The organism is Alkaliphilus hydrothermalis, assembly GCF_016908555.1.
Taxonomy (GTDB): domain Bacteria; phylum Bacillota; class Clostridia; order Peptostreptococcales; family Natronincolaceae; genus Alkaliphilus; species Alkaliphilus hydrothermalis.
In genome coordinates, this window is record NZ_JAFBEE010000015.1 from 29,351 (window position 1) to 48,278 (window position 18,928).

The 18,928-nt window shown below is 37.8% G+C and carries 16 protein-coding genes; 11 read left to right on the top strand and 5 right to left on the bottom strand.

Going from position 1 to position 18,928, the window contains the following annotated elements; translation table 11 throughout:
* The first annotated feature begins 2 nt into the window (after positions 1-2).
* The 6 genes from pdxA to ybaK all read left to right on the top strand — a co-directional run bounded on the left by pdxA (position 3) and on the right by ybaK (position 6,248).
* Positions 3-989 (top strand): 4-hydroxythreonine-4-phosphate dehydrogenase PdxA, encoded by a 987-nt coding sequence (gene pdxA / locus JOC73_RS10785; RefSeq protein ID WP_204403041.1) that lies wholly within the window; start codon positions 3-5, stop codon positions 987-989.
* Between the two features lie 356 nt (positions 990-1,345).
* The gene (locus JOC73_RS10790; RefSeq protein WP_207755102.1) at positions 1,346-2,392 is read left to right on the top strand and encodes a threonine aldolase family protein; all 1,047 of its coding nucleotides are present in this window, start codon (positions 1,346-1,348) and stop codon (positions 2,390-2,392) included.
* Positions 2,393-2,615: 223 nt separating this feature from the next.
* A complete protein-coding gene (locus tag JOC73_RS10795) occupies positions 2,616-3,191 on the top strand; it encodes a LemA family protein (RefSeq protein ID WP_204403043.1) in 576 nt (191 codons plus the stop codon).
* Positions 3,181-3,960, top strand: a complete 780-nt coding sequence (locus tag JOC73_RS10800; RefSeq protein WP_204403045.1) for a TPM domain-containing protein — start codon at positions 3,181-3,183, stop codon at positions 3,958-3,960. The genes JOC73_RS10795 and JOC73_RS10800 overlap by 11 nt, the downstream gene beginning before the upstream one ends.
* Positions 3,961-4,323: 363 nt before the next feature.
* Positions 4,324-5,703, top strand: coding sequence for an MATE family efflux transporter (locus JOC73_RS10805; RefSeq protein WP_204403047.1), 1,380 nt, complete (start codon positions 4,324-4,326; stop codon positions 5,701-5,703).
* A gap of 68 nt (positions 5,704-5,771) precedes the next feature.
* Complete coding sequence (gene ybaK, locus JOC73_RS10810) at positions 5,772-6,248, top strand: Cys-tRNA(Pro) deacylase (protein ID WP_204403050.1); 477 nt, start codon at positions 5,772-5,774, stop codon at positions 6,246-6,248.
* A 349-nt stretch (positions 6,249-6,597) separates the two neighbouring features.
* Here the strand turns inward: ybaK and JOC73_RS10815 are convergent, their stop codons facing one another.
* On the bottom strand, positions 6,598-8,316 hold the full coding sequence (locus tag JOC73_RS10815) for an ABC transporter ATP-binding protein (RefSeq protein ID WP_204403052.1): 1,719 nt from the start codon (positions 8,314-8,316) through the stop codon (positions 6,598-6,600).
* Positions 8,317-8,619: 303 nt separating this feature from the next.
* Here JOC73_RS10815 and asnB point away from each other — a divergent pair, with 303 nt between their 5' ends.
* Positions 8,620-10,461, top strand: a complete 1,842-nt coding sequence (gene asnB / locus JOC73_RS10820) for an asparagine synthase (glutamine-hydrolyzing) (protein ID WP_204403054.1) — start codon at positions 8,620-8,622, stop codon at positions 10,459-10,461.
* A 486-nt stretch (positions 10,462-10,947) separates the two neighbouring features.
* Positions 10,948-11,580, top strand: a complete 633-nt coding sequence (locus JOC73_RS10825) for a CBS domain-containing protein (RefSeq protein WP_204403056.1) — start codon at positions 10,948-10,950, stop codon at positions 11,578-11,580.
* A gap of 643 nt (positions 11,581-12,223) precedes the next feature.
* Here the strand turns inward: JOC73_RS10825 and JOC73_RS10830 are convergent.
* The gene (locus tag JOC73_RS10830) at positions 12,224-12,640 is read right to left on the bottom strand and encodes a hypothetical protein (RefSeq protein WP_204403058.1); all 417 of its coding nucleotides are present in this window, start codon (positions 12,638-12,640) and stop codon (positions 12,224-12,226) included.
* Between the two features lie 77 nt (positions 12,641-12,717).
* Positions 12,718-13,695 carry a tocopherol cyclase family protein gene (locus JOC73_RS10835; protein WP_204403060.1) on the bottom strand — a complete coding sequence of 326 codons (978 nt, stop codon included), beginning with the start codon at positions 13,693-13,695 and terminating at the stop codon, positions 12,718-12,720.
* Positions 13,696-13,893: 198 nt separating this feature from the next.
* On the opposite strand from JOC73_RS10835, the gene JOC73_RS10840 reads away from it, so the two are divergent.
* The gene (locus tag JOC73_RS10840) at positions 13,894-14,250 is read left to right on the top strand and encodes a nucleotide pyrophosphohydrolase (RefSeq protein WP_243427945.1); all 357 of its coding nucleotides are present in this window, start codon (positions 13,894-13,896) and stop codon (positions 14,248-14,250) included.
* A 132-nt stretch (positions 14,251-14,382) separates the two neighbouring features.
* On the opposite strand, the gene uppP is transcribed toward JOC73_RS10840, so the two are convergent.
* Complete coding sequence (uppP, locus tag JOC73_RS10845) at positions 14,383-15,213, bottom strand: undecaprenyl-diphosphatase UppP (RefSeq protein WP_204403064.1); 831 nt, start codon at positions 15,211-15,213, stop codon at positions 14,383-14,385.
* A gap of 264 nt (positions 15,214-15,477) precedes the next feature.
* On the opposite strand from uppP, the gene JOC73_RS10850 reads away from it, so the two are divergent.
* Positions 15,478-16,920 (top strand): NAD-dependent succinate-semialdehyde dehydrogenase, encoded by a 1,443-nt coding sequence (locus JOC73_RS10850; RefSeq protein ID WP_204403066.1) that lies wholly within the window; start codon positions 15,478-15,480, stop codon positions 16,918-16,920.
* Positions 16,921-17,056: 136 nt separating this feature from the next.
* Here the strand turns inward: JOC73_RS10850 and namA are convergent, their stop codons facing one another.
* Positions 17,057-18,079 (bottom strand): NADPH dehydrogenase NamA, encoded by a 1,023-nt coding sequence (gene namA / locus JOC73_RS10855; RefSeq protein ID WP_204403068.1) that lies wholly within the window; start codon positions 18,077-18,079, stop codon positions 17,057-17,059.
* A gap of 158 nt (positions 18,080-18,237) precedes the next feature.
* On the opposite strand from namA, the gene JOC73_RS10860 reads away from it, so the two are divergent.
* Positions 18,238-18,915 carry a YetF domain-containing protein gene (locus JOC73_RS10860; RefSeq protein ID WP_204403070.1) on the top strand — a complete coding sequence of 226 codons (678 nt, stop codon included), beginning with the start codon at positions 18,238-18,240 and terminating at the stop codon, positions 18,913-18,915.
* Positions 18,916-18,928 lie beyond the last annotated feature (13 nt).

Sequence of the window (18,928 nt, forward strand, 5' to 3'; positions counted from 1 at the left end):
CAATGGACAATCAAAGACCTATAATAGGGATTACAATGGGTGACCCATCTGGTATAGGGCCAGAAATTATCATTAAGAGTTATTTAGATGAAAACATAGGCAATCATAAATTAGTCGTAATTGGAGATTATGATGTGATGACTGCTGCCGCCAAGGCCTTTCAAATAAATATAAAAATTAAAAGGGTGAAAAAAATTTCAGAATGCCAGTTTGACAAGAATACTGTTCATGTCTATGACTTAAACAATGTGGATGTCACTAGATTAGAGGCAGGGGTGGTTCAAGCCATGTCAGGTAATGCTGCCTTCCAATATGTTAAAGAGGCCTGTAGTCTTGCAATGAAGGGGGAAATAAATGCCATCGCAACGGCCCCCCTCAATAAAGAAGCTATGCATAAGGCAGGTCATTTCTACCCAGGTCATACTGAAATATTAGCTAAATTTACCAATACTAAGGATTATGCTATGTTTTTATATGATGAGGCCCTCAGGGTAATCCATGTATCCACCCACGTATCACTACTGAAGGCAATTCAAGGACTAAATAAGAAAAGAATCGCTACAGTGATAGATCTAGCCCATAATACAATGGTGAAGCTTGGGTGTCATGCCCCTAAAATAGCAGTAGCAGGTATTAATCCCCATGCTGGTGAAAATGGCCTCTTTGGTGATGAAGAAATAAGGGAGATTATTCCCGCAATAGAGCTTAAGAAAAATCAGGGGATAAATGTCATTGGGCCAGAGGCACCAGATACGATTTTCTTAAGGGCAAAGGAGGGTGCATTTGATGTTGTCGTTGCAATGTACCATGACCAAGGCCACATTCCTCTAAAGCTACTGGGGTTCCATAGTGGTGTTAATGTAACTGTAGGTCTTCCTATCATTCGGACTTCAGTTGATCACGGAACTGCCTTTGGAAAGGCATGGAAGGGTATTGCCAATGAAAATAGCATGAAGGAAGCAATCAAATTAGCAATAAAGCTCGTTTGATTTCAGCTTTAATGCACCCTTTAAAAGACTATTTTCTAAAGGGGTCTTTATAAGATCTTCCCTATTGATTAGATCTTTTAAAAATATCAAAGGAGTCATTTAAGAGTATAAAGGAATAAAAATCATCCTAATGGAGTCATCACATTAGGGTGATTTTTTAATTCTGATTGGAAATAATGATAGACAAATCAGATAATAGGGAAATAATAAAGGTATCCTAAAGCTTGATGTAGAATACCTGAATAACCATTATGGGAATGAGTTAAACTGATTTCCTATTGGGGAAGCCAGATGGGGGAAAGATGAGAAGTAACAACTTAAGAAAAATAAATTTAGTACGATAAGGGGAGAACTTAATGACAAAAGCACCGTATCAACCAATATACAGCTTCAAAAACGACTATAGCGAGGGAGCCCATCCAAATATTTTGCAAGCCCTAGTGGACACCAATCTCCAACAACAGGCAGGATATGGCGAAGATGAATATTGCCAACAGGCAATAGAAATATTACGTGAGAAACTTCAAAACCCAAAGGCAGACATACATTTCGTATCTGGGGGGACCCAAGCAAATCTAATCGTAATTTCATCTGTCCTCAGACCCTATGAGTCTGTAATATCAGCCAATACAGGACATATCAATGTCCACGAGACAGGAGCAATCGAAGCCACAGGACATAAAGTAAATTCTGTGGATACAGAGGATGGTAAGCTGACTCCAGAGGATATTAAGCCAATATTAGAGTTTCACGCCGACGAACATATGGTAAAGCCACGAATGGTCTACATATCCAATACAACTGAAATTGGAACCATCTACAAGAAAAAGGAATTAGAAACTCTACATACCTTCTGCAAAGCCAATGGACTATATTTATTTTTAGATGGAGCCAGATTAGGCTCTGCCCTTTGTTCATCAGAAAATGATCTAAGTCTATCGGATCTATCTCATTTGGTGGATGCCTTTTACATAGGTGGAACTAAAAATGGTGCCTTTATCGGAGAAGCCATTGTCATTAATAACGATGAACTAAAGCGGGAGTTTAGATTTAATATGAAGCAAAAAGGGGCATTACTAGCAAAGGGGAGATTGTTGGGAATACAGTTTAGAGAACTGTTCAAAGATGATTTGTTTTTTCAATTAGGGAACCATGCCAATCAAATGGCATCAAAACTCAGCGAAAACATAGAAGCATTGGGACATGGATTTTTAACTAAATCCACCTCAAATCAAATCTTCCCTATACTTCCCAATGAAACCATTGAAAAACTAAGTAAAAAATATGCCTTCTATATATGGAGTAAGGTTGACTCAGAAAAGTCTGTTATTCGCTTGGTAACATCTTGGGCAACTAAAGAAGAGGCAGTTAACCAATTTATTGAGGACTTAAGAAATATCTAAGGAAATTTTCAGACTTTCTTAATAGGTCTACGTATATACTATAGGGTAGAATATAAGGGAGGGGGGAGCCATGAACACTTAAAAGAATCATTATGCAAAACAAGGAATGATGACGGGATTATGGATTGAGGGAATAGGAGTAGCAGCTTAGTACCTGTCCTTGGACTGCTGTAGGGAGTCTTTAAAGACCGTAAATAGATCAAAAAGTTTAGGAGGTAATAACATGAATACAGCCACAAAAATACTTATTGGAATAGTCGTTGTTTTTGTACTGCTGGGAGTAAGCATAGTAGGAAGCTACAATGGTTTAGTAACTAAAGCAGAAGTTGTAGAAACAAATTTAAGTCAAATAGATACTCAACTACAACGTAGAAATGACTTAATACCAAACTTAGTAGAAACTGTTAAGCGATTCGCCCAACAAGAAGAAGATATTTTCACTGATGTAGCCGACGCAAGGGCTAGATTAGCAGGAGCAGGAACGGTTGAAGAACAAGCAGATGCAGATGCAGCCCTTGGGGGAGCCCTTTCAAGATTACTAGCGATCTCAGAGAATTATCCAGACCTGAAGTCCAATCAGAACTTTATTCAATTACAGGATGAGTTGGCAGGGACAGAAAATAGAATTGCAACAGCTAGACGGGACTACAATGAGTCAGCTAGAGCTTACAATACAACAATTAGAAGATTTCCTACTGTACTATATGCTGGTATTTTAGGCTTTGAAAAAGTAGATTACTTTGAAGCCTCTGAAGAAGCAAGAGAAGTACCAAATGTAGGTGGTCAATTTGGTAACTAAATCAAAAAAACCTAAAAAAATATTACTGTTTACCAGTATCCTGCTTCTATTATTTACTTCAATCGTATGGGGAGTGCAGTATCCGTCTCCTACAAGGGACTTTTATGTTAATGATTTTGCCAACGTATTGAGCCCCTCAGCAGAGGCATATATCCTATCTACAGCAGTTGAATTAGAGAGGACCACCTCTGCCCAAGTTGTAGTGGTAACGATGGAGGACTTAGAAAATGAAGCATTGGAGGAATATTCCTTAGGACTCTTGAGGGAGTGGGGAATAGGAGCTAAAGAGGCCAACAATGGGGTTTTAATCCTGTTGGATATAGGGGGAGGACAATCCCGTATCGAAGTGGGTTATGGACTAGAGGGAGCCTTGCCAGATGGAAAAACAGGCAGAATACAAGATAATTATATGATCCCTTATTATCAACAGGGTGACTATAGCAAAGGGATCGTAGAGGGCTTTAATGCCATTGCCAACGAAGTATACAAAGAATATGGATATGAAGATCAAATAGCAGGTGACTATCGTGATTTACAGGATAACTATAGGGATACTACACCTAAGAAAGAAGGAGTACCACCAATAGTCCTAATCATTGGACTAATATTAATCGTTCCCCTCATCATCCTAGACTTTAAGCTAACAGGAGGAGCCTTTACCTATATGTTGATTAGAATGTTGGGTAGAGGTGGAGGAAATTCTGGTGGTCCAGGAAACTCAGGCGGAGGCGGTAGTGGTGGTGGGGGAGGTAGCTCCCGTAGATTTTAAACACCTAAAATCAGCCAAAGAAAATCAATAAAAATTATCTTAAATAAAAATAAACGTATTAAATAAATATCAAATTTAAAGGATGATCTTAAGTGATAAGATCATCCTTTGTTGTTAGTATATCTTTATTTAACTCTTATTCTAATACTCTCATTGATGATTGAAGGGTAGTCAATTATCTCTAGGATAATAGGACTAGCAATTTCCTTATCCAGTGGGATACAATTTTCAACAAAGTTGTTAAATTCACTGCCATCATTACCCATCCTTAAAAAATTTTTAAATCTATTGAAAAGTACTGACTTAACAAAGTATAATAGAAAGGATGCAAATATAATTTCGAGAGTAGAAAGAGGTAACTTAATGATTAAAAACAACTTGACTGAAGGAAATATATCGAAAGTATTATTAAAACTAGCTCTTCCTATAATGGGAACCTCCTTTGTCCAGATGGCATATAACCTAACCGACATGTTTTGGGTTGGAAAGTTAGGGAGTCTTGCAGTGGCAGCCGTAGGTACAGGCGGCTTTTTCATGTGGTTATCCATGGCTTTCATATTTATCTCCAAAATAGGAGCCGAGGTTGGGGTAGCTCAATCAGTAGGAAGAGATGATGTTACTGGAATTAGAAGTACAGTAAAAAGTGCGCTACAAATCAATGTAATTCTTGCCTTGGTTTATGGGGGAATATTAATGCTATTTAAAAGACCCCTTATCCAATTCTTTGATATCAAAGAAGTAGAAGTAGTGGACCAAGCCGTGGCATATCTAGCCATAGTTGGCGGGGGAATGATCTTTAGCTTTAGCAACCAAGTTTTTACAGCTATTTTAAATGGATACGGCAACAGTAGGACACCCTTTGTCATCAATGTAATAGGCCTACTAATCAATATGGTGTTAGACCCACTACTGATTTTAGGGGGAGGACCCTTCCCAGCTTTGGGAGTGAAGGGTGCTGCGATTGCCACAGTAATTGCCCAGATGATAGGAACCTGTATTTTTGTATATAATATGAGAAAAGACCCAGTACTATTCAGTGGGTTAGATTTTTTCAAATTTACAGAAAGTAAAAGAATTAAGCAGATTATTCGATTAGGTACACCCGTTGCCCTCCAGAGCGGACTATTCACCATATTTGCCATGTTTATAGCAAGAGTCATAGCCGGATATGGAGCTACGCCTGTGGCAGTTCAAAGAATCGGTAGTCAAATAGAATCCATATCTTGGATGACAGCAGGGGGCTTCTCTACAGCCATTAGCGCCTTTGTTGGCCAGAATTACGGAGCAGGGAAATGGGACCGTATTAAGCGGGGTTACTTTACAGCCCTGTATCTGGTAGGTGGAATTGGTATATTTGCCACCTGTCTATTATATTTTGGTGGAGGAACCATCTTCAGCGCCTTCCTTGAGGAGGAAGAGGCTGTGCGATTAGGGATCGACTATCTAAAAATATTGGCCTACTCTCAAATCTTTATGTGTATAGAAATTACAACAGCTGGGGCATTCAATGGGTTAGGAAAAACAGTTCCACCATCTATTGTAGGAATTATCCTAAATTTCCTACGTATACCAACAGCCATGTTCCTTACAACTGTTGACTCATTAGGGTTGAATGGAGTGTGGTGGAGTATCAGCTCCACCAGTATTCTAAAAGGGATTATTTTAACATCATGGTTTATCATAGTGTTAGGGGTAAATCTACAACCTAAAGAAGAAAAATTGATAGTGAAGACACAAAACTAATGCTAATCTAAATCCACTGCTTTATGGTGGATTTTTTTCTACATATTTATATAAAGGGAGTGGAGGAAATGAAGAAGACCAATGCAGCTAGGATATTAGACAAACATAAAATACAATACGAGATGATAGAATATGAAGTGGACGAAAATGATCTAAGTGCCGAAAATGTTGCTAACAAATTAAATATGCCCTTAAATCAAATCTTCAAGACTTTAGTGGCTAGGGGCGACAAAACAGGAGTCTTAGTGGCATGTGTTCCTGGGGGAGATGAGCTTAACCTCAAATCCCTTGCGAATTTAAGTGGTAATAAAAAAGTAGAAATGGTACCCCTCAAAGAAATACAACAACTGACAGGATATATTAGAGGAGGATGTTCCCCTATAGGTATGAAGAAAAACTATCCTACTTTTATAGATGAATCGGCACTAGCCTTTTCTCAATTAACCATCAGTGCAGGGATGAGGGGACAGCAACTCTCCCTCGCTCCAGAGGACTTAATTTCAGTGACTAAGGCACAGGTTGGCCCCATAACCGTAGCCTGTTGAAAATACCTCATCTTCTGCGTCACTGCGACACCCCAGCACCCTCACGTATTACAGATACGCTACGTTCGCTGGCTTGTCTTGTTCCTTGAATCTAAGGAATTTTGAACAGGCTAAGACGATTGAAAATACCTCATCTTCTGCGTCACTGCAAATGACCAGCATTCTTGCGTATTACATATACGCTACGACTGCTGGTCACTCTTGTTCCTTGAATCTAACGACTTTTGAATTGTCTACGTGTCTACGCCTGTTGAAAATACCTCATCTTCTGCGTCACTGCGACACCCTAGTATGTAAAAAAGAAAGGAGTCCCATCTATGGTAGGACTCCTTTTGAGTATAGATTATTTTTAGACTGCACTTTCAAACTGAGATTGATAGAGTTTTGCATAGATCCCAGCATCCTGTAACAGAGAATCATGGCATCCCTCTTCCACAATGCCATCCTCCGTTAATACCATAATTCGATCAGCATGGCGAATCGTAGCCAAACGGTGGGCTATGACTAAAGTAGTTCTACTTTCTGAAAGCTTTACAAAGGATTCTTGAATAACCTTTTCTGTCTCATTATCTAAAGCTGAAGTAGCCTCATCTAATATCAGTATCGGTGGATTTTTTAAGAAGATTCTAGCAATGGATATTCTTTGTTTTTGACCACCAGAAAGCTTCACTCCCCGCTCCCCGATGTAGGTATCATAGCCCTTTTCTAGAGACATGATGAACTCATGGGCATTTGCCATCTTAGCAGCTTCAATAATTTCAGCATCAGTGGCTCCGATTCTTCCATAGGAGATATTTTCTCGAATCGTACCAGAGAAAAGAAAAACATCCTGTTGAACAATGCCAATATTATTTCTTAAGGATTTTTGAGTAAATCTTCGAATATCAGTACCATCAATCTTTAAACTCCCTTGATCAATCTCATAAAATCTAGGGATTAAGCTACATAGGGTAGTTTTTCCTCCGCCAGAAGGACCAACAAAGGCAACAGTCTCACCAGGCTTAATAGAAAGGTTAATGTCAGTTAAAACATGACTATGATTGCTATAACTAAAAGTAACATCCTCAAATTGAATTGCTCCCTCCATTCGTTCTGCTTCGATTGCATCTGGGGCATCTGTAATATCAGGATGTATATCTAATGTCTCTGTAAAACGTTGGAAACCTGCCATACCTCTTTGAAGATTTTCAATCAGAGCAGTAATCCTTCTAATAGGTTGCAGGAACATGGATACATAAAGTAAGAATCCAATTAACTCACCTGTAGAGAATTTACCATAATAAATAAAGACTCCACCACAAATCAACACTACAAGGTTGATAAAATTAGATAGAAAGCCTATTCCAGAGAAGAATTGCCCCATTACCTTAAAGGCAGTTTCGCGGGATTTTCTGAAATTAATATTTCCTACCTCGAATTTCTCTTGCTCATACCACTCGTTGGTAAAGGATTTTACCACCCGAACACCTGAAATACTATCCTCCACCTGTGCATTTATGTCAGCGATCTTAAGTCTCATATCCTTAAAGGCAGACTGCATTTCTTTATTCTTTAGGATAGCAAACAACAGCATAATTGGAATGATGGCAAAGACGATTAAGGTAAGCTGCCAATTAATCTGCACCATGATGACAAAGGCCCCAAGTAGCGTGACAGTAGCGATAAAAATATCTTCAGGACCATGGTGGGCCAGCTCAGAAATTTCATTTAAGTCGTTTACTAGACGGGACATAATATGACCTGTTTTAGTATTATCGAAATAGGTAAAGGAGAGTTTTTGGATATGGCTGAATAAGTCATTTCGCATATCATATTCCATCCTAACTCCTAAAACATGACCATAATAATCTACAATATAGTTTAGAATAGCCCTAACAATATAAAGGACTAACATGCCTACTCCAGTCATAATAATTAATCTAAGATTTCTTGCTGGGAGGACTTCGTCAATTACATAAGTCACTACCCAAGGGAAGACCAAATCCAGTAGGGCCATAACAAAAGCACAGCCGAAATCAAGAAAGAATAATGGTAGATGATTGCCATAGTATTTTATAAAACGCTTCATATCCCTTCGTCTCCTTTAATCTAATATAGTTTACTTCAATTTATACTTCGGTACTCTAACTAAAGTATTATAACATATTTAAAATAAATTTTAAATATTTCCATAAAGCTTAAATTTTAATGGAGTACTTAGTTCGGCGTAAATCTACAGCAAGAACTAAAATATATCAAAAACCTTATAAAAAGTGAATTTTTAATGTAGACAAACATTAATTGTACACTTCAATCATATGTTTGAATATGATGAAAAAATCTTAATAGATTCAATAAGTATATTCGTGAAGTGGAAAAAGGAGTGGGAGATATGTGTGGTATTGTCGGATGGGTAAACTTAAAAGAAGATTTGTCGGAAAAAAGAAAAATAATGGAAGAAATGACCAATACTTTGGTAAATAGAGGACCTGATGCTTTTGGACTTTACAATAGTGCTAATGCCCTCTTTGGCCATAGAAGACTCATTGTTGTCGACCCAGAAGGGGGAGGGCAGCCAATGACAAGAATGATAGAAGACCGAGAATACACCATGGTGTATAATGGGGAGTTATATAATACAGAGGAAGTTAGAAAAAAACTTTTAGATCTAGGCTATCAATTTATGTCCTACTCAGATACAGAGGTATTATTAGTTTCTTACATTGCTTGGGGACCAGATTGCGTTGATCATCTAAATGGAATCTATGCCTTTGGAATATGGGATGAAGAAGAAAGAAGATTATTTATGGCAAGGGACCGTTTAGGAGTAAAACCCCTGTTCTACACCAACAAAGGGCATAATTTTATGTTTGCATCAGAATTGAAGGCCCTATTAGCCCATCCAATGGTGGAACCAATCATTGATGAAACAGGAATTATGGAGCTATTTGGATTAGGTCCAGCTAGACCATTGGGAAGTGGTGTATTTAAAGATGTCAAAGAAATTCCACCAGCCCACCGTCTTATTTGGGATGAAAATGGATGCAAAATCCAGCAATATTGGCAACTGGAAAGTCGCCCCCATGAAGAAGATTTGCAGACAACAATAGCCCACACAAGGGAACTGTTGGTGGATGCAATAGAAAGACAGTTGGTCTCAGATGTACCGGTATGTACCTTCCTATCAGGAGGTTTAGACTCCAGTGCCATTTCTGCCATTGCGTCAAATGCTTTCAAAAGGGATGGAAAAGGTCAGTTGCATACTTATTCAATTGATTATCGAGATAATGATATCTATTTCAAACCCAGTGAATTTCAACCTAACTCCGATAAAATGTGGATAAAGAAAATGACTGAATTTTTAGGCTCTCAGCATCATGACATCATCATTGATACTCCTCAATTGGTGGATGCCCTAGAGGATGCAGTCAAGGCTAGAGACCTACCAGGTATGGCGGATGTAGATTCTTCCCTATATCTTTTCTGTAAAGAAGTCAGAGAAAATGCAACCGTTGCCCTATCAGGAGAATGTGCCGATGAAATTTTTGGAGGTTACCCTTGGTTTAGAAGACCACAAGATATCCATGCCAATACCTTCCCATGGTCAAAGTCAGTGAAGGAGAGAAAAATGATGTTGGGCAGTTCCTACAATCACCTACCATTGGAGGAATATGTGGCATCTCAATATGAAGATACCTTGAAGCAAGTCCCAGCCCTAAGTGGTGAGTCAAAGGAAGTTCATCGCATGAGGGAAATATCCTATCTAAATTTAAAATGGTTTATGATTACCCTATTAAATAGAAAAGATAGGATGAGTATGGCCAATGGGTTAGAAGTAAGGGTTCCCTTTGCAGATCATCGTATTGTAGAATATGCTTGGAATATTCCTATCGAAATGAAGTATACTGGAGATCGAGAAAAGGGATTGTTACGTCAAGCTTTAGCTGGTATTCTACCACAGGAGGTTATCGATAGAAAGAAGAGTCCTTATCCAAAGACCCACAATCCAGGATATCTAAAGGCAGTACAAAGAAAAATGAAGATGATTCTACAAGACCCTACATCTCCAATTCTACAAATAGTTGATAAGCATCGTATGTGGGATATTGTCAACTCAGGGGGGGCATCCTTCGATAAGCCTTGGTTTGGTCAATTAATGACAGGGCCGCAGCTGATTGCTTATTCCATTCAAATGAATCAGTGGATGAAGGCGTATAATGTAAGATTTAAATAAATTTTTCGTGTTTTAAAAAAAGTACTGTTGTATTTTTTTCTACAGCAGTACTTTTTCATATACATAGAAAATAATAGACAATATGATTACTAATGAAAATAAAACGATGGCTGTGTCCTAAAAATTCACCTAACATTAACAAAAGCAAACAAAACCATTACATTGAGTTAATACTTCTTCCTTATAATAGAAAAGAATAAAATAGAATATACTGTTTCTTGTTATGGGAACTGAGCTGTTTAGTGATTATAATGAAAAGATTAATGGATTACAAGAAAGAAAAATAAAATAGCTATACAATAAAAAATGTGAGTTACCTTTTTTGTTAGAAGGGTATAATAATTTTAGAAAAGCCTCAAGGGTATTGTCAAAGATGTGATGGAGGTTAAACAGTCCTTGTAATACCTCAAAAAACTTGGTAAAATATAGTTAATACAGATGGATTGCATTACAAACTAATTAATAAATTAAAGGGGGTATTTAGAAATGTATATTAGGAATTTAATTGTTGGAGTTGAAAATTTAACTACTTTAAGTCCCACAGTTACAGTCGGAGAGGCACTTAAAACCATCGAGGATAATGGTTTTTTATCCCTACCAATTATAGATGGAGGGGTTTTTAAGGGTTGCATATCGACCTACGACATCTATAAAATCTACTTTAAAAAGACAAAAGAAGAACAAGAGAAGATGTTCAACGAGCCAGTAATGAGTTATGCCCAAACCAATATGCCAACAGTAACAAAGAATACTGTAGTGGAAGATGCTTCAACACTGTTAAGACAGCATAACTTACCTTTTATTCCCGTTATAGATGAAAATGGAGTACTTAATGGAATTGTAACCCATAAGGCTTTGTTTGATGCTATTGACAGGCTTTTAGGTTACCGAAAAGGAGTTAGATTTACGCTTCATACACCAGATTTTAAGGGTGGTATTTCAGTGCTAGCGAAAGCGATTAAAAAGGCAGATGGAAACATTATCTCCTTAGTGGTAAATGACCTAAATAAAATGATACCTACAAAGGAGATTGTTGTTAGAGTAGAAGCTGATGACATAAAGAAGGTCAAAGAGTTTGTTGAGAAAGAAGGATTTAAAGTCTTTGAAGTAATCCAATAATAAATACAAATAAAAGCATGGTCTGTATTGTCTCAGAAATGAGATTATATCCGAATCCTAAGGGATCTAACTACTTCCGAAAGATAAATTTATGGAATCGTTTTAAATAAGTATTTAAAATGTTAGTTAAATTTATTTTAGTAAATACACAAGTTTTAATGATAAAATTTTTACATATACAATTAAAGCATAGCAATTGTAAACACTACAGTCAAATAAATATAAAATTTAATATGGCTAGATTTAAAATACTGGTGTAGAATACACCAGTATTTTTTGTGGGAATGGAAAATTCTACATTAAATTAATAAAAAAGAGATTTTCTTCGTAAATGAGTTTCAACATAAGTCATCAATCAATCTTCCAAGGAAGACTTTGTTCTGAAATTAAAAATTAATATTCATATAAAAAGTAGAAGTGATTAATGTGAAAAAATAACAATCCAGGAAAAGAAGTTGAACTTTATATCCTGTATAATCGTATAGAAGAATCATTGACAAAGTTTCTAAGGGGATCATTAATGACTTAAGAAAGTAAAAAAATATTACGCTACAAAAAACCTGCACTATAAAAAGTACAGGTTTTTAAATGAGTGCAAAATTAATTAAATTAGATTGTTTCTTTAGTGAATCAAGTTAATCATCTACAGCACATTAATCTCAACATCCTTCACAGGTCCCTCTACAATAGTATCCAAAACAGGGTCTAGCCCCAATACATTAACCTCTCCTAACAATTGTTTTCCAGCTTCAGAGAAGGAACCAGTAATCTCAACTGACAATACAACCTCCTCCTCAGACTTTAAAGAACCGATACTCCAAGTAATACCGTGTCCCACAAACAAGGCATAACCCTTTGATACCGACAATACATTAACATTTGAAATATGATTTAAATGGATAACGTTGGACATGACAACATTACTAATTCGACCTTTTCCAATATTATTTACATGAATTTCTAATACCCAAGTACCCTCTTCGTCAATAAAAACAGATGATGGCCCATTGATAATAAGCTTCTTTAGAGAAAAGCTGGGTAAGCGACATGTTAGTGACATACAAACCCTCCTTATAAAATGGTTTACTGTCATTTTATGCATACATACTAGTGAGGGTGCATATATATAAGGTTTTATTAGTTTAATATCCTCATCTGTTCACCACCATACTCAATACCACAGGCCCTGCCCCAATCCTCCAACAGAATTTTACCACTGGGCTCTTCCCACAACCGAATAAATACTTTACTCCGAAGGCTTTCCTCCACTAAAGGAACCATCTTGCCATCCCTTGGGCCATTGCAAAGGATATAGGAATCCGGTTCGCTACTGGTTATAATCCTTAAGCCGTGCTTTTTATTCTTTAATATAATTTCAACATCATTCCCTTGTTTATTAATCGTCATTTTAGTCCCCTTCATGGTGGTAAATTCATAGAGGGTAGATTCGTGATAGAGCCCTATTAAGAATCCGCGAAAACTAGTGAGCCAGAGGGGGATATGACCAATGGAGCAGCTGAGGGAGGTGGTGGGACTACTGAAATGGTTAGACTGAATCCAAATCCAAGAGTAGGGGAAAGCATTGCCCCAGTTTTTCTCCCCATAGCCCTTACCCCCATCAAAATTGTAGGTTTTCCCATTAATTATTAAATCTCCTGACAAATCCATATCCATAGCCCATACATGGCTATAGCATTGAAGGAAGGGGATAAAATTAAAATATCCCATACTACCGGGGGAATATGGCTTATCTCGCCAATCCACTCGATTGGAGAACTTCAAACTTCCTTGAACCTTTTGTTGTGGAGAATCAATGGAAAGGGACATTCCCTCTAAAGAAAAATGATTCTTTTCCACTTGGATCCTAAGGGAGGATTGGGTAGTAGCATGGAAAACCTCAGGACTAAAACGATGATAATTATATTTGACAGTCTTACCTTCTAATACCTGTAGAAAGCTATGGGATTCTTGAGGATGATTACCCCAAAAAACACCAGGGATAAAGGCAAAGGCTTCAGTTGCATCTTTATTAACGATTTTAAAATACCACCCTTCAAAACGATTCCACGGGGTCTTACCATGATATAGTTCTGGTCGAAACATCTGTATGATCAAAAAAAGCCCTCCTATATTTAGACTATTAGAAGTATTCCCGTAGGAGGTGATGTTAAACAAGAATGATGGATTTGTGCTAGGGGAATATTGTTATAAAGGAGTCACTTTTGATATAATGCATATATAGAAAGAATACATAGGCAGAAATTGAAAATAAAGTAAAAAAACACTGGTGCTTTAATGGAAGGAGAGGAAGTCATGACAACAGAAAATCAATTAACCATAAAAGAGATGCAAAAAATCGTAGATGACTACATAGGGCAATTCAAAGAAGGATATTTTAGCCCACTGGCATTAATGGCTAGACTAACGGAAGAGGCCGGTGAGTTAGCAAGAGAAGTAAACCACTATTACGGGGAAAAGCCAAAAAAGAAGGATGAACCCCACAATACCATAGATATGGAGTTAGCAGATATTATGTTTATCATAACTTGTTTTGCCAACTCTTTAAATATCGACTTGGAGGAAGCCTTCCACCAAATGATGCACAAATTCAATACCCGTGATGCCGATCGCTGGACAAGAAAAGAGCAAAGCATAGCAACTATTGATTAGTCACATCAAAAAATCCAGTCGCCTATAAATCGTAGAATAGGAAGACTGGATTTTAATTAAGTTGTAAAGTTTGATGGTAAAATAGTATATCTGTTGATTTTATTAGGTTGTATGCACAATCCTAGTTAAGCTTTATTTAACTAATGAAAGAATAACAATGATGCCACCGATCCCCCAGGTATAGAAGGAAAAATAATAAAGCTTTTCTTTTTTTATGAAGTTAATTAAAGCTCTAATGGCAAATACTCCTGACAAGAAGGCAGATAGAATTCCTGCCACTAAAATACCAGAGGTCAAATCCCCTAGACCTAACGATAAGGCATCCTTTACCTCAAAAGCCGTCGCTCCGAGGATAGCTGGGATGGAGATCAAGAAGGAGAATTTAGTGGCAAGTTCCTTATTAAACCCCCTCAATAAAGATCCAACAATAGTAGATCCGGAACGGGAAATGCCAGGAGTAATGGCCATACCTTGGAAGATACCAACAATCACAGCATCCAGCCACTTCATATTATGGATATTCCTTTTGCCAGAATGAACCTTTTCCGCAAACCAAAGGAGGGTACCAGTAATCATAAGGGCAACACCAATAATCAATTGGGAAGTATAGAAGCTTTCAAAGACATCCCCAAAGAAAAATCCCATAAGTCCAGTAGGGATGGTGGCAATCATAATATAAAGCCCCAATTTGCGATATTCATTATCGAACTTTAGACCCCTGCCAGTCAGTAACTCCACTGTCATTTTCAAATATTCCAGTACAATATTAAAGATATCCTTACTATAAATGAAGAATACAGAGATTAAAGTACCGAAATGTAACATTACAGTTAAAAACAAGACCTTATCCTCTGGAACATTTAAGAGGCTTTGGGTAACTGCCAAATGACCAGAGCTACTAACGGGTAAAAACTCCGTCAGACCTTGTGCAATTCCTAAGATTATTGCTTTAAAGATATTCATGAGATCACCTCCTTTAAAAGTATATTCACAAATCAGGATTATAAAACAAAAAAGAAGCAAATCACGATTTAAAAAATTATCCTACAATATTGGCTTTTCAGAGGAAGGGTTGTAATGTAATATATATGTATGACCCTGCTACTTTAATTGGTGTCCAATGGTCTATGGCTGTCTAGGACAATGGAAGTAGTTATAAGGCTTTAATTTATTCAACAACTAAATAAAATAATTATTATGATATCTTCATAAGAAGGGAGAAAAGCTATGGAAACCTATAAAATATACATTGACGGAACATGGGTAACAGCAGATGAAGGAAGCAACCTAGAAGTACATAATCCCGCTACTGGAGAATTAATCGCAAACGTGCCAAATGGCGGAGAAAAAGAAACTAAAGAGGCAATTGAAGCCGCCCACCAAGCCTTTACAGAATGGTCAGCGGTGCCAGCCAATATACGGAGTGGATATCTAAGAAGGGTATACCAATTAATGATGGAGAGACAAAATGAAATCGCAAGGGTCATGACCCTAGAGCAGGGAAAACCCCTTAAGGAGGCCATCGGCGAAGTTCATTATGCAGCAGGATTTTTAGACTGGTACGCAGAGGAAGCAAAAAGAATCTATGGAGAAACAATACCAGCATGGAGTCCCAACAAACGATTGATGGTACTTAAACAACCTGTGGGTGTCGTAGCAGCCATCACCCCTTGGAATTTTCCTGCAGCCATGATTACACGAAAAATTGCTCCAGCCTTAGCAGCTGGATGTACAGTTGTCCTAAAGCCAGCATCCCAAACACCCCTTACAGCCATCAAGCTATTTGAAATCTTTGAGGAGGCAGGTATCCCAAAAGGGGTTGTTAATTTAGTGACGGGTTCTGCTCAAAAGATAGGAAAAGCCCTAATGGAAGACACTAGGGTTAGAAAATTAACCTTTACAGGCTCTACAGAAGTAGGCAAAAAATTGATGGAGCAATCAGCCCAAACCGTCAAGAAGGTATCATTGGAGTTAGGAGGACATGCCCCTCTGATTGTTTTTGAAGATGCGGACTTAGACAAAGCTGTAGAAGGAGCCTTAGCTTCAAAATTACGAAACTGTGGTCAGACTTGTATTTCATCAAATCGCTTCTATGTTCATCACAAGATCAAAGAAGTCTTTATCGAAAAATTAAAGGAAAAACTAAAGGATTTCAAAGTTGGAAATGGAATGGAGGAGGGGGTAGAAGTTGGGCCCCTCATCGATGGCAAAAGCTTTGAGCGAATCAAAGCACAAATAAATGATGCAGTAGCAAAAGGAGCAAAAATTGAATTCGGAGGTAAAGCAGAACATAATGGCATCACCCAACAGGGGGGATACTTTATAGTTCCAACCCTATTGTCAAATGTAACTGGCGAAATGCTGGTGACGAAGGAAGAAACCTTTGGACCAGTAATCCCTGTCATTACCTTCGAAACCGATGAAGAAGTCATTAAAATGGCCAATGATACCAACTATGGTTTAGCAGCATATTTCTTTACTGAATCCCTATCCAGAAGTATGAGGGTAGCAGAAAAACTAGAGTTTGGAATTATAGGCATCAACGATGGAAAAACCTCCACGCCACAAGCCCCCTTTGGTGGATATAAGGAAAGTGGAATAGGACGTGAGGGTGGCCATTATGGACTAGAGGAATTCTTAGAAGTCAAATATATTTCGATGGAAATTTAATAAATAAAGAGGTTAAGGGGACTTCGTAAAGCTCCTTAACCTCCTTATTAAGTTGTTTGAATAAAATACTTTTTAGTCCCTTACCGACTCGGAGACATTTTCTTCTGGTCTTTGCACCCTTAACGGCTTGCTTATCCTATAACTTAGACCTTTCATACTGCCGAGGCCATTCAATTTCCGCCCCCAACTCCTTAGCCGCCTGCAGAGGCCAGTAGGGATTTCTTAGAAGCTCCCTTCCTAGATACACCATATCTCCTCTACCGTTGGAAACAATCTCTTCTGCCATTAAAGGAGAAGTAATCAGCCCTCCAGCAATCGTAGGAATACCTGTAAGTTTTTTTATTGTTTCAGAAAAAGTTATTTGATAGCCTGGGTAGGTGTTTATGGTAGCAGACACCACTGCACCAGAGCTCACATTCACTAAATCTATTCCGTATTCCTTCGTCAGATTAATCAATTCCGCCACATCTTCAGGATGATTTCCGGCTTCATCATAATCCTCAGCAGAAACTCTAAGAATCAGTGGATAATCCTCACCCAATACTTCTCTTATCGCCTCTATAATCTCCCTCAAGAATCTAGCACGATTCTCTGGATTTCCACCATACTCATCCTTCCGTTGATTAGATAATGGAGATAAAAATTCATTAATCAAATAACCATGGGCACCGTGGATTTCAATGATATCAAAACCAGCCTCTTTTGATCGTCTAGCGGCCTGCTTAAATGCTTCAACTATTCCTTTGATTTCACTCTTAGATAATTCATGGGGGACTGGATAATCTTTACTAAAGGCAATGGCACTGGGGGCAACGCAGGTTTCAGTTGGAACATTCCCTTTTCGGCCAACATGGGCCAATTGAATACCTACCCTACTGCCATATCTTCTACATTGGTCTACAATGGATTTTAATCCAGCTATATGCTCGTCCTCCCAAATGCCTAAGTCCTTAGATGAAATACGTCCTCTTGGTTCTACAGCGGTTGCTTCAATAATAATTAGTCCAACACCACCGACGGCACGGCTAGCATAATGGGTGGTGTGCCAATCCTGCACATAACCCTTCTCATCAGCACTATATTGGCACATGGGGGCCATTACAATACGGTTTTTCAATGATAAATTTTTAAAACTCATAGGAGAAAATAAGTTTGCCATACATCATCATCCCTTCTTAAGACTAAAGATACTATAAATAAATTACCCAATCCCAAAAGGTAATAACCAATAATTACACTACTAAAGACTAAAGACAGACTTATATTCCAAATAATATAGGCAATAATAAAAGTAATTGAGACAAAGGAGCTGATAAAATGCTGATTATGTTTGTAAGAGCTTTTATATTATATTTCCTAGTTGTGGTAGTAATGAGAATGATGGGAAAAAGACAAATAGCTCAAATGCAGCCCTTTGAACTGGTTATTACATTACTGATTGCAGAACTGGCAGCTACTCCAATGGAAAACGCCTCAATTCCATTGCTCAATGGAGTTATTCCAATTCTCACATTGCTTTCGGTTCAAGTGATTGTATCCTATCTTTCCATTAAAAGCGAAACCATCAGTAATATAATCTGTGGAAAGCCAAGTATACTCATTAGTAAAGGGGTAGTAGATCAATCGGAGCTCAGAAGACTTAGAATTAACATGAACGACCTACTGGAGCAATTGAGATTAAAGGATTATCCCAATATTAGTGATGTCGAGTATTGCATTATGGAGACCAACGGTGATATTAGTGTTATTCCCAAGACTGGCAAAGCTCAAGTATCCTTAGAAGATTTAAATATATCAAAACAACAGGAGCAATTACCAGTGACCTTAATACTCGATGGGCAGTTGTTGAGTAAAAACTTGATGAATGCTGGTTTCAACGAAGATTGGTTAGAGCAGCAACTAAGAAAGCATAAGATTGATAAAATAGATGAAGTATTTTTTGCATTTCTGACCTCGAGTAAAGAGTTTCATCTTCAAAAAAAGCAGATATCATAAGAATCATCAAGGA